10 protein-coding genes and 1 other annotated feature are annotated in these 13,318 nt (G+C 31.8%); of the genes, 1 reads left to right on the plus strand and 9 read right to left on the minus strand.

Annotated elements, in window-relative coordinates; translation table 11 throughout:
- From RR409_RS12305 to ileS, 9 genes are all read right to left on the minus strand, one after another.
- The coding region (locus RR409_RS12305) for an NAD-dependent epimerase/dehydratase family protein (RefSeq protein WP_332558059.1) at nt 1–763 on the minus strand (763 nt) is incomplete at its 3' end.
- A 73-nt stretch (nt 764–836) separates the two neighbouring features.
- Nucleotides 837–2,048 (minus strand): glycosyltransferase family 4 protein, encoded by a 1,212-nt coding sequence (locus RR409_RS12310; RefSeq protein ID WP_332558060.1) that lies wholly within the window; start codon nt 2,046–2,048, stop codon nt 837–839.
- A 191-nt stretch (nt 2,049–2,239) separates the two neighbouring features.
- Nucleotides 2,240–2,890, minus strand: coding sequence for an acetyltransferase (locus RR409_RS12315; RefSeq protein WP_332558061.1), 651 nt, complete (start codon nt 2,888–2,890; stop codon nt 2,240–2,242).
- Nucleotides 2,891–2,905: 15 nt separating this feature from the next.
- Complete coding sequence (locus RR409_RS12320; protein ID WP_332558062.1) at nt 2,906–3,502, minus strand: sugar transferase; 597 nt, start codon at nt 3,500–3,502, stop codon at nt 2,906–2,908.
- A 95-nt stretch (nt 3,503–3,597) separates the two neighbouring features.
- Entirely contained in the window at nt 3,598–4,737 is a 1,140-nt protein-coding gene (locus RR409_RS12325) for a DegT/DnrJ/EryC1/StrS family aminotransferase (protein WP_332558063.1), read from the minus strand.
- 666 nt (nt 4,738–5,403) lie between these two features.
- Entirely contained in the window at nt 5,404–5,763 is a 360-nt protein-coding gene (locus tag RR409_RS12330; protein ID WP_332558064.1) for a hypothetical protein, read from the minus strand.
- Nucleotides 5,764–6,032: 269 nt separating this feature from the next.
- Entirely contained in the window at nt 6,033–7,028 is a 996-nt protein-coding gene (locus tag RR409_RS12335) for a LacI family DNA-binding transcriptional regulator (protein WP_332558065.1), read from the minus strand.
- A 531-nt stretch (nt 7,029–7,559) separates the two neighbouring features.
- Entirely contained in the window at nt 7,560–8,171 is a 612-nt protein-coding gene (locus RR409_RS12340; protein ID WP_332558066.1) for an acetate uptake transporter, read from the minus strand.
- A gap of 479 nt (nt 8,172–8,650) precedes the next feature.
- The gene (gene ileS, locus RR409_RS12345) at nt 8,651–11,752 is read right to left on the minus strand and encodes an isoleucine--tRNA ligase (protein ID WP_332558067.1); all 3,102 of its coding nucleotides are present in this window, start codon (nt 11,750–11,752) and stop codon (nt 8,651–8,653) included.
- A gap of 236 nt (nt 11,753–11,988) precedes the next feature.
- Nucleotides 11,989–12,207, minus strand: a binding site (T-box leader).
- Between the two features lie 228 nt (nt 12,208–12,435).
- On the opposite strand from ileS, the gene RR409_RS12350 reads away from it, so the two are divergent.
- A complete protein-coding gene (locus tag RR409_RS12350; RefSeq protein WP_332558068.1) occupies nt 12,436–13,071 on the plus strand; it encodes an MBL fold metallo-hydrolase in 636 nt (211 codons plus the stop codon).
- The last annotated feature ends 247 nt before the right edge of the window (nt 13,072–13,318 follow it).

Here is a 13,318-nt window from a genome sequence, read left to right on the forward strand (position 1 = left end):
TTAATGGATATTTAAAATCATCCTCACCTAAATAGCTTAAGTAAGTACTATATAATTTTTTAGCAAATTCATCTTTCATATCAGGTACTCTTAAATCTTCTCTACTCTTTTTGAAAGAATGCAGCAAATTAACAATTTCACCTAAGGTTTTCTTATGCGTTATGTTCACATGATAATGCTGCTTATTAGTATCTCTATCTTCATTTTTTAATTCTTTAATGAAGCTATTTACTACGTCATCTATATATACTAAATTTACTTCAATGCTTTCATCTGAAATCCACACATCTAAACCATGAGCTATATTATGGCAAAAGGTAGCCACTGCAGAGTTATAGTTTGGTCTACACCATTTACCAAACACATTAGGTAATCTAAAGATATACACCGATGCATTGTTATCTTTGCCGTATTTTTCTATAACCTCTTCTGCCCCTCTTTTACTTTTTCCATAGTCATTATCTAGTTCTGCTTGAATAGAAGAAGTTATAAGAATTGGAGTGTTCTTTCCCATACTTTCTAGTAATTTTATAACCTTTTCAGTGAGTCCTGTGTTTCCTTCATAGAAATCCTTAACCTCTGTAGGTCTATTTACTCCAGCTAGATGGAAAATAAAATCACTGTTTTCTATATAATCTTTTAGTTCTTCCTCTGTGTTATTAATATCATAAGTTAAAATGTTATATTCCTTTAATTCCTTTAGGGTGGCCACTAGATTTTTTCCAACAAACCCATTGGCACCTGTTATAAGTATATTTTTCATTTGTCCCTCCACAATCATAAATTTCATGAATTGAAATTTTGTATTACTATAAGATTAATTACCAGTTAAATTTCTAAAAGTGGGCCTTAATTATACCATAGGATTTTGTCACAGTATAATTCTCTTCAAGATAGCGTCTAGAGTTTTCACCCATTTCTCTTAATAGATTCTTATCCTTACATAGTTCATCTAACATTTTATTAAACTCTTGTAAGTTTCCACTTTCACACCAATAACCAAGCTTTCCTTGTTTCAAAACATCACCTATGTCCGTATTGGCATCAGTAGCTGCAATTACTGGCATGGAAAACTCCATATATGTGAGTAATCTCGAAGGAAAGTTAGGTATGGTAAAATCTTTGTGTAAAAAAATCATTCCAATATCAGAAGCTTGAACAACTTTATCATAATCTTCCTTTGGTAGGGATGGGTATAAGCCTACATTGTTAAAATCAGATCCCTTTATAAAGGTTTCAAGCTTACCATACTCCGTTCCCCCTCCTACAATTAAGAAGTACACATCTTTTCTACCACTGTTTTCTTTTAATACATCCATTAGGAAATCTATCCCTTGAGGTTTCCCAAGATTTCCTCCATAAATGAAAACTGTAGAGTCTAGTGGAATATTATACTTTTCTCTTATGTTTTTCTTTTCTTCTACACTAAGTTGAAACTTTAAAGGCTTTATACTATTAGGGCAAATTTCAACTTTACTCTTATCTACAAAACTATTATGATTTAAAACATACTTTACATTAGCTTGAGACATACATCCAATGTAATCTGATACTTTATACAGTGTTATTTCTTTTTTCCTAAAATACTTGTATATAGGACTGCTTTGCGATAATAGTCCTAAATCCACTGCATTTTGCGGAAATATATCTTTTAAAAGCAGATAGGACTTTGCATTGTCTCTCCCCTTTATATATTTTATAACTCTTTCAAAAGTTATTGGAGGAGTTGAATACATCACTAAGTCAAATTTTACATTATTGAAATGTTCCTTTATGGCCTTAATGAACTGCCCTTCAATAAGTATAGTAGTTATACCTTTTTCTATAAAATTAGTCTTTTGCATGTTTCCTGTTCTAACTCTTAACACATTTAGATCATTTTCTATGGAAAGCTCAGTATCTTTATTATATCTTCTTTCCCTAGCAGTAACTACGTAAACATTGTTTCCCTTACTTTTAAATTCTTGCATTAAGTCAGTGTATATGTTTCTATTATTAATGTTTTCTGGGAAACCTATAGTTAAAAATAGTATATTCAAATTTATCACCTTTCAATTTTCATATAACAAGATTTTGCTCTATGATATTTTCAATGCCACTTTAGAAGTTTGCACATCCAAAGGCTAATTAGTGAACGCCACTAATTTTAGCCCATAATTCACTTCTTTAAAATGCGGTTAAAGAGAACCCTCTTCTCATAAATTTAATTAATGAGAAGCTGATTCTCTTATGTACATATTTAGTTTGAAGCTTTAATAACTTTAGCAGGTATTCCTACTGCTGTGCATTTTCCTGGTAAATCCTTTACCACCGCTGCTCCAGCCCCCACTATAGTTTCTTCTCCAATTTTTATTCCTTGAATTATTTGAGTTCCCGTTCCAATTTCACTTAATCTTTCAATTAGTGTGTTTCCTGAAACATTAACACTCGGAAGAATAGTGCAATAATCTTTTATTACTGCATCATGACCAATTGTGCAGTCTAAATTTATAATTACATGGTTTCCTATTTCTACATTTACAGTTATTATGTTTCCTGCACAAATAATAGAGCCTTCTCCTATAGTATTATAGTTTGACATGATTACAGAAGGATGAATTAAAGTTGCAGGTTTTAATCCTAAGTTATCGCATTTACGAACAAGTAGTTCTTTAGTTATTGGATTTCCTACAGCGCATACAAAATGTATTTCTTCTCTTTTGGGGTTTTCTTCTAACCACTGAAACCCGCCTAGTATTTCCACGTTATTTAGAACTTTTCCATGGTTTGAGGCATTATCATCAATGTAACCTAAGATATTCCAGAAATCTTCTTTCTTATTGATATCTTCAATTAACCAGGCTACTTCTCGCCCAAAACCACCAGCTCCAACTATTACTATATCCTTCATATTTATTTCACCTCTCTAGTTGTTACCATTGAATCTTTCCATGGTAACTCCTTCTGCTTGGTCTATTCCTTCCCTTTTAAACACTTTATATATTGTTAGGAAAAAGATCTTTATATCAAGTAGTAATGACCAATTTTCTACATACCATACATCAAGCTCGAACTTTTCCGACCAAGACAAATTATTTCTTCCATTAATTTGTGCCCACCCTGTAAGTCCAGGTAATATTGCATGTCTTTTTCTTTGTCTTTCATTATAAAGGGGTATGTAATCTTCTAATAATGGTCTAGGACCTACCAAACTCATATCTCCCTTAATAATATTGATTAACTCAGGTAATTCATCAAGACTAGAACTTCTTAAGAATCTCCCAAATTTAGTCAACCTTTCTTTATCTGAAAGAAGGTTTCCATATTTATCTGTGGAATTTTTCATTGATCTAAATTTAATCATCTTGAACACCTTGTTATCTTTTCCCCCTCTATTTTGAGTAAAAAATATTGGTGATCCAAGATTTGTGTATACTAATATTGAAACTATTAAAAACACAGGGCTTAATAACAATAGCATAACAAGTGAAAAGCAAAAGTCAAATAATCTCTTTATTATCATGGTTCCTCCGTTTTGCTGCTAAACAACTAATTTTACCAAATAGTAACTTAATCACTTCATAGTGTTCAAGCTACTGTTTAGTATTCAAGTTACTGCTATGCAAATAAATCTACTATTATTTTTGAAACTCTTTTTATATCATCATCTGACATTTTTGTGTCTGAAGGTAGGCATACTCCTCTATTAAATAAATCTTCACTTACACTTATACCACTTTCTTTTTGAGAGTAGAAGTTATACTTTTCAAAATAAGGTTGTAAGTGCATTGGTTTCCATACTGGTCTTGATTCTATGTTTTCCTTTTCTAAGGCAAGCATTATGTCTAGAGGTTTAACCTTTGAATCTTCTTTTAAGGTAATTACAGATAACCAATAGTTTGGCTGTCCATAAGAACATACTGGCATCATCTCAATGTCTTTTATATGTTTAAAAGCTTCTTTATAGCTTTCATAGATATGTTTCTTTTGCTGTACTCTTAGGTTTAACACTTTTAATTGGCCTCTGCCAATTCCTGCTACTATATTACTCATTCTGTAGTTATATCCTAACTCTGTATGCTGATAGTGTCTTGCTGCATCTCTTGATTGAGTTGCCCAAAATCTTGTCTTCTTTATAGATTCCTCATTGTTAGAAACAAGCATTCCCCCACCAGAAGTTGTTATTATTTTATTTCCATTGAAAGAATACACTCCGAACTCTCCTAGAGTTCCACTGAATTTATCCTTATAGGTTGCACCTAGAGATTCCGCTGCATCTTCTATGATTGGAACGTTATAGCTATCACAAATCTCTTTTATTGCATCCATATCTGCACTTTGTCCATAGAGATTAACAACTATTACTGCCTTTGGTAACTTATTAAGTTTTTCTTGGCATTCAAAAGCCTTCTTTAAAGCCACTGGTGACATGTTCCAACTTTCATAGTCAGAATCAATAAATACTGGTTCTGCTCCTTGATACATTATTGGATTGCAACTTGCTGAAAATGTAAGAGAGGAGCAAAATACTGTGTCTCCTGCCTCAACCCCTACATATTTTAATGCAAGATGCAATGCTCCAGTCCCTGCAGATAGAGCTGCAGCTGATTTTACTCCTACATACTCTGCTAATTCTCTTTCGAAACCATCTACATTTGGTCCTAGGGGTGCTACCCAATTCGTTGCAAAGGCCTCATTTATGTACTGTTGCTCATCTCCACCCATATGTGGTGATGCTAAATATATTTTCTCACTCATTTTCTTTTCACTCCATATCATTAAATTCTTTAGAACTATTCTTAATAGTTTATTTTAATACTTCTATGTTGCTACTTCTATGGCCTCTATTATATTACTCTTACTATTGCCTCATAAAAGTATATTTCTTTGAATAACTTTCTAAATACTATAAGATTTCAGGTTATACTTTCCAACTTTTCTTTATTATTACCTTTCATGCGTAAAGTATATTCCCTTTTAGTTTAATTCGAAATTTTTTATACCTAAAACTGTCGTATACTATGTCAATAATAACTCTATGACAAATTTCATCACTTATTTTACCACTTATTTTACCATAATCATAGATATGTTAAAAGATTTATAGATTTGGTTGAAAATAAAAGTACTGAAGGTAGGTTATAATTTTATATAACCTACCTTCAGTACTACTTTTAAATCCTATACAAGTAAATTTGTTACTCCCAAGAAAGATCTTCTATTCCTTTCAAGGAAAATTGAATGCTTCTACCTCCAAAGAATTATTAAGTAATGAATAAGTTCATTTTGTTCAACCACTTCTGGAAGGGGATTTAACTGAACAAAGTTCCTTTGCAAACAAAAAAATTTTGCTACACCAAAGTTTAATTCTTAACACAAGACTTCCACCTTAAACTTGTTTAAGCACTGAAGAGAATGGAGGAATTATCCTTCCAAAATATCGTTAAACGTTGATAAAATCTCTTCTAATTTTTCTATAAATCCCTTTATACTTCTTAAGTCAGTGGCCATAGATAATCTTAGCTTCATTGCGCTGTTTTCTTTCCCTAAATAAATTCCTCTTATATTAGCTTCATTGTTTAATAGATCAACTATTTTACAAACTTCATCACTACCTATACCCATAAATTCAATAAAGTAATATCCACTTTTCTCTTTTGACGCTTTTATTTTCTTGTATTTCTTTTCTATATCAGCCATAGACTTCAACAAAAAATCTTTTTGCACATTCTTACTTTCATTAATTTTATCATGCTCTTCCATATAATAACTCATTATACACATATTCTGCTCTTCTCCATTTTAGTGATATAGCTATGTTTTAAAAAAATCAATTTCCTATACAAAACAAAAAAGTATTACTGTAATACATTATATGAAATATGTTAGTTTTTGATATGTAAGAGTTTCAAAAATGCTCTATATTGAAGTAATTTTTTTATGAGCAAAAAACATAGGTCCTACTGATAAATAAACATCAGTAGGACCTCTACAATTATTTAAAAAACACATATAGCTGAGCATATTAACAACTTTTTTCGAAGTAAAGAAATTTATTTTTTACAAGAATCTCTTTCCACAATAGTATAAGGTAGAAGAAAGTTCCTTTCATCTGTAGGAATCTTATCTATAATTTTTATTAAAAGTCTCATAGCTACTGAGCCCATGTCATAAAGAGGTGTAGATATAGTTGTTAGCTTTGGATAATAAACAGAAGCAAGTGCTATGTCATTAAACCCCATTACATCTACGTCCCCTGGAACCTGCACACCATCTTCTCTTAATGAATTTATTGCTCCCATGGCAACTTCATCATTAGCGCAAAAAACTGCATCAACCTTTTTACGGATTAAAATATCCTTTATACCTTTATATCCATCTTCAGCTTTTAAGGATCCAAAATAAACAAGAGAGGAATCAAAGGTTAAGGACTCCTCTATAGCCTTTTTATAACCTTTATACATTCTTGAATAGTCACTAGATTTCTCTTCATGATATCCAATATAAGCAATAGATTTATTTCCTTTTTCTATTAGATATTTTACTGCATCATAGCTTGCACCATACATATCTATAGCTACGCTTGGAAAGTTTTTCTCACTATCAACGGTACCTACAAGCACAGTTGGAATTTCCATAGATTTTATTATATCTTTAATGTCACTCTCTAGAGAGTTACTCATATAAATAACTCCATCTACCATTTTTTCTCTTAATACATTAAAGCTTTCTTTTTCTCTATCTAAATCTAAATCTGTATTACAAAGCATTATATTATAATTATAAATGCTTGCAACATCCTCTGCACCCCTTACTACTTCAGGATAAATTGGGTTTGAAATATCAGGAATAATAATTCCTATGGTACTAGATTTTTGGGTTTTTAGACTTCTTGCTAGTATATTTGGTCTATAATCAAGCTTTTCAATAGTTTCTAATACCTTTTTTTTGGTATCTTCATTTACTACATCTATTCCATTTAACACTCTAGAAACAGTTGCAATTGATACTCCTGCATCACGAGCAACATCTTTTATTGAAGCTGCCATTTATATCACTCCTAATTTATAAAAACTTCTATAAAAATATTTATTATTCTAATACAAAGAACTTAGTTGAAAATTTTATTTATTAATAAATTTCCTTGATTACCTTACAGCTTTTTATATACATTAAATTTCTGTTATGAAACTCTATAATAACTTATATATCTAATATTATTTCCAAGTTTACTTATATTATGATTAAGTTACTAAAACATGTCTATTGGCTTTAAAATTAACCAAAGAATTAACTTCCAAATATTATTTTTATTATATTTATTACATGTGTCACTTTTGTGACATTTATTATATCTATCCATTAATATCATTTAATTATACTATAAATCCAGCATAAGATGGTAATATTTTTGTAAAATTTTATTAAAAACACACTATAAATACATCACTGAAAGATCTTGCAAGTCTTCCTATATATCATCTATTCACCATAACACTCCGTAAATAACTCCAAAAGATAAGCACCCCAGAGGAAGGTGACCCCTCCTCTGGGGTGCTGAATTATTTAAATTGTAATCTTTATTTCTTAAATATTCCGAAAGGCTTACCTACTGGTAAGAACACTCTTCCAAAATGATTGTTTAAAACTGCAGCTCCACAGCCATAGAAAGAAAGAATTGATATTATTAATTCAGAATATGCTGCAAGCTCATGTCCGAACTCTGGTGCAATTCCAAGAGTACTTAAACTTAAGCCTAAGAATAAGAAGTCTATGAAAAAGAAAATGAAAAACAATACCTTATGAGTTTCCATAGCTCCAATAGTCATAAAAATAGTAAAGATTAAGTACGCAACGAAGGCAAAACCTAATTGTTTAACATCTGCAGTACTTGCAAGTTTTTCTCCAAATACTCCATTTTGAATTAACCATGTAAAGGCTACTCCAAGCCAGAAGAATCCATAAGCACCAAAAGCTGTTGCGCCAAAGGTATTGTTATGTTTAAAGTCATTAGCTGATGCAACTAACTGTGCTAAAGCACCTAAAAATATTGCCCACGGTAATACAAGAGATACTCCTTCAGTTATTCCAAGTTTTTGAGAAGATGCAACCAGTGTAATTACTGCTAATCCAAAAAGTCCAAGGGCTGAAGGATCAGCTGTAACAATTTTAACTTCTTGTGTTTCTTTCATGTTTTTTCCCCCTAAAATTTTGTCGTTAATTTTTTGTTTATAAAACTTTAATATTAATTCCTTAAAAACAATATCAGATTTTAGGATATTTTGCAATGTTTATTAATGCCATTAAATAATATTTCCAAAATTATATTTTTATATAACTAAGGAACTCCTAGAATGACATCAGCTTTCCAAATATTCCTCATTCTTACTATATAACTTATCCCATTATTTCTACATCATAAAATTACCTTAAAGAGCTTATATTAAAGAAAGTGCAAAACAGAAATATAATCTTTATATAGATTTTTTATTGCACTAGATGCATTTGCATATTGTTATATTGTTATATTCTTGTATTCTTCCCTTATACATATTTTAACTTCAAAAATGAACCTTTTAAGAATTTATGCTGCTCAAATAAAATTCCCCCGAGGAACCCCTCGGGGGAATTTGGAGATAGTGTTTCTCCTTAAGCTTTACTTAGACTTACCTTATTGTTTTTCTACTGCAAGACTTAAGCTTTCACCATTGATTTTTACTTCTGCATAAGAAGCCTCAGCTCCGTATACCACTTCAACTGCTAAAGTATCCTTCATGATGCTTTCTTCAAACTTCTTGATTACAGCTTCAAGCATTTCATTGCCTGTTACGTAGATTTTTATCTTATCCGCAACTTCGAAGCCACTTTCTTTTCTCATGTTTTGGATTTTGCTTAAGATTTCTCTTACATGGCCTTCTTCTCTTAATTCTTCAGTGATATGAGTATCTAATACTACTCCCATTTCACCTTCTCCAGAAAAGGCAAAGCCTTCAAGTCCTTGCATTGTTACAAGTAGGTTTTCTTTATTTAAATCTATTTCAGCACCATCTACATTTATAGTAACAACACTTCCATTATTGATGTTTTGTGCTAGTTCCATTTGATTCATGGTACCAATTACTTTTCTTATACCTGGTATCATTTTACCATAAGCTTTTCCTAGTACAGGTAGATTTGGTTTGATTTCAAAGTTAACATACTTAGAAAGATCTGCGCCAAGCTCTACAGCTTTAATATTAAGCTCATCCTTAACGATGTCTCCATAGTACTCTGGAAGACTACTTACTGATACAAGCATTTTTGATAATGGCTGTCTATTCTTGATGTTGGCAGCATTTCTTGCTCCTCTACCAAGTTTAACTATTCTATAAGCCTTATCCATTTCTTCTTCTAAAGTCTTATCAACTTCTGCTGCATTGTATTCTGGCCACATGCATAGGTGGATACTTTCTGGTGCATTTTTATCAAAAGCAACCACTAGGTTTTGATATAGCTCTTCTGTTATAAATGGTATGAATGGAGATGCAACTCTTGCAAAAGTAGTTAATACTCTGTATAGAGTCATATATGCTCCTATCTTATCTTCAGTTAGCTCTTCTACCCAGTATCTTGATCTGTTTCTTCTTACATACCAATTTGAAAGCTCATCTACAAAGTCCTCTAGTTCTTTAGCTCCTTGAGTTATTCTGTAGTTTTCTAGATGCTCATCTATATTCTTAACTAAAGTATTAAGCTTAGACATCATCCATTTATCCATTGCATTTTCTGATTTGAAATCAGCATATTTCATTGGATCAAAGTTATCTAAATCAGCATAAAGAACATAGAAGGAATAAACATTCCATAGAGTTCCAATGAACTTTCTTTGCGCTTCTATAACTGCATCCTCATAGAATCTTGATGGTAACCATGGTGCTGATGCTGTGTAGAAATACCATCTTAGAGCATCTGCTCCTTCATTTTCAAGCACTGTAAATGGAGATAATACATTTCCTTTGTGCTTAGACATTTTTAAGCCGTCTTTATCAAGAACGTGTCCAAGTACTATACAATTTTCAAATGGATTCTTTTCAAATACTGTAGTTGAAATTGCAAGAAGAGTATAGAACCATCCCCTTGTTTGGTCCACAGCTTCTGATATAAATTGAGCTGGGAAGTTTGCTTCAAATAATTCTTTATTTTCAAATGGATAGTGGTATTGAGCAAATGGCATTGAACCTGAGTCAAACCAGCAGTCTATAACCTCATCCACTCTTGTCATTTCTTTTGAGCAGTGTGGGCAGTTTAAGTGTACTTTATCAATATATGGTTTATGAAGCTCTATACCTTCTGGTACACTTATTCCCTTATCCTTAAGTTCTGCGATGCTTCCTATCATTTCTCTGTGGCCACACTCACATTCCCAAATTGGAAGTGGCGTTCCCCAGTATCTGTTTCTTGAAATACCCCAGTCGATAACTCCTTCTAGGAATTTACCCATTCTTCCTGTTCTAACGTTATCTGGCATCCAGTTAATTTTGTTGTTGTTTTCTACTAACTGGTCTCTTACTGAGCTCATTCTCACAAACCAGCTCTCTCTTGGATAATAAAGAAGTGGTGTGTCACATCTCCAGCAGTGTGGGTAGGAGTGCGTGAACTTCTCACTCTTATAAAGTATATTGCTTTCTTTTAAATAAGCTATGATTTTCTCATCAGCCTTTTTAACAAACATTCCAGCCCATGGCTCTACAACTTCAATAAACTTACCTTCTGCATCAACTAGGTTTAACATTGGGAGGTTGTAGATTTTACCGATTTGGTTATCCTCATCTCCATATGCAGGAGCAATGTGAACTATACCAGTACCATCTGATAGAGTTACATAGTCACCGTGTACTACATAGAAAGCCTTCTCTTCTGGAGTTTCGAACTTGAACATTTGCTCATATTCTTTTCCAAGAAGTTCTTCACCTTTAAACTCAGCTACTACTTCATACTCTCCATTTAACTTATTTAAAAGTTGTCTTGAAAGTATTAGTGTTTCTTCTCCATGTAGAACTTCTACATAGTCGTATTTTTTATTTACTGCTAGGGCAACGTTACTTGGTAGTGTCCAAGGAGTTGTTGTCCAAACTAGTATATATTTATCTTCATTTTTAAGTTTAAATTTAACATAAACTGAGCTATCTTTTACATCCTTATAACCTTGACCAACTTCGTGAGAAGATAAGGTAGTTCCGCATCTTGGGCAATATGGCATTACTTTGTGTCCTTTATAGATTAATTCCTTATCCCACATTTGTTTTAATGCCCACCATACTGACTCAATGTAGTCATTGTGGTAAGTTACATATGGATTATCCATGTCTATCCAGTAACCAACTCTCTCAGACATTTCTCTCCACATTTCCACGTAAGAGAAAACGCTATCTTTACACTCTCTAACGAATTTTTCTACCCCATATTTTTCAATTTCTGGTTTACCTGAAATTCCAAGTTTTTTCTCTATTTCAAGTTCAACTGGTAATCCGTGAGTGTCCCATCCAGCTTTTCTTAAAACCTTGTAACCCTTCATCACCTTATATCTTGGGATAATATCCTTCATAACCCTTGTTATAACGTGTCCTATATGAGGCTTACCATTTGCTGTTGGAGGACCATCATAAAAAGTAAAATATTCACCATCTTCATTTAAATCAAAATTCTTTTGGATAATATCTTTTTCTGCCCAAAGCTTTAATATATCATTTTCCATATCCATAAAGCTCTTATTTGAATCAATTTTCTTATACATACTATTTCTCCTTTCTTATTCCTGCTAATTAATACCTAATTACATCCTTGTAGTCACTAGATAATTACTTATATTTGAACTTAGGTAGTGTTGTCGGTTATTTACTATTTTTATAGCTATAATTTCCCATTTATACACATACCCTAATCTTTAACTAGTACTTTATTATTTATACAATTGCACTATCATTTGGATAACTGCCTCAGCATTTACACAAAATAAAAAAACTCCGCCCTAAATAGGACGAAGTTGAATTCGCTATACCACCTATAGTGTTAATGTATAATTTCAAGTACTAACATACTCTATTCTTTAACGCAGAATTACGGATAGACTTACTATTTTCAGTCTTCAGCTCCTAGGTGATTTTCCCTTAAACTTCGCTATGGAGTCGCACCGAACCTCCACTCTCTGTAAACTACCTTTAAAGTACTTTTCCTATTCTTAGCTTTTAATTAAAATATTGTTTCTACTATTATATTACAAGGCCATTTTTTTGTCAAAGAAATTTTAAATAAACTTGTATACCTCCTCTGCTTTGAAGTCAATTGAATAATTTCCCATTATAGATACATAATTTAAATAAATAACTTATCTTATGATTAAATATACTTTTAAAATAATAACTTTCACATTTCTAACAGTATTACTTAAACTTTAATATGATAATAGGAGCGATTAATATGAAGGTAACATGGCTTGGACATGCGTGTTTTTTACTTGAAGATTCTAAAGGAAGGAGACTTTTAACGGACCCCTTTGATGCCACTGTGGGATACCCCATGTATAAAGGAACTGTAGATGTGGTTACTGTAAGTCACCAACATTTTGATCATAATCATATTCAGATGGTAAACCCTGGTGCAAAAATAATTGATAAAGTAGGTTTTTTTAACGAATGTGATATTACTATTCAAGGATTACCTTCTTTCCATGATAAGCTTAAAGGTTCCAAACGTGGAGAAAACATAATATTTATAATAGAAATGGATGGCTATAGATTTTGCCATCTTGGAGATCTTGGCCACATACTTGATGAAAAGGATACTGACTTAATTGGATCAATAGATGTACTCTTCATTCCTGTGGGTGGAAATTATACAATCAATGGAGAGGAAGCAGCAAAGATTGCTAAAAAAATTGAAAGTAAAGTAATAATACCGATGCATTATAAAACTCCTCACCTAAGTTTCGAACTTGAGGGTGTTGAAACTTTTCTAACTTTTATGAAGAATGGTGACAAAATTAATGGTAACTCTTTAGAGATTACAGAGGACATAGTTGGTAATAATAACGTTAAAATCTTCACTATAAATTAATTTCTAAAAGCTTGAAAGGGTTTCCTTCAAGCTTTTTTCTTGTAACTTTAAATGTGTTCTATTTCTCAAATTTTACTTTTGTATGCTTTGGCCTAATTGAAATTTTCAGATAAGCACTAAAGGAAAGTTTGAAGAAGCTTGATAAATAAGAAAACCTCACCGAAAACAAGATATCTTTAAAAAATCTATAAACCCTTTGCCTTATTCCATTATTTTACATAATTCACGTATAGAATAAGTTTTCCAG

Source organism: Clostridium sp., from assembly GCF_036642255.1.
Classification (GTDB): Bacteria; Bacillota; Clostridia; order Clostridiales; family Clostridiaceae; genus Clostridium_J.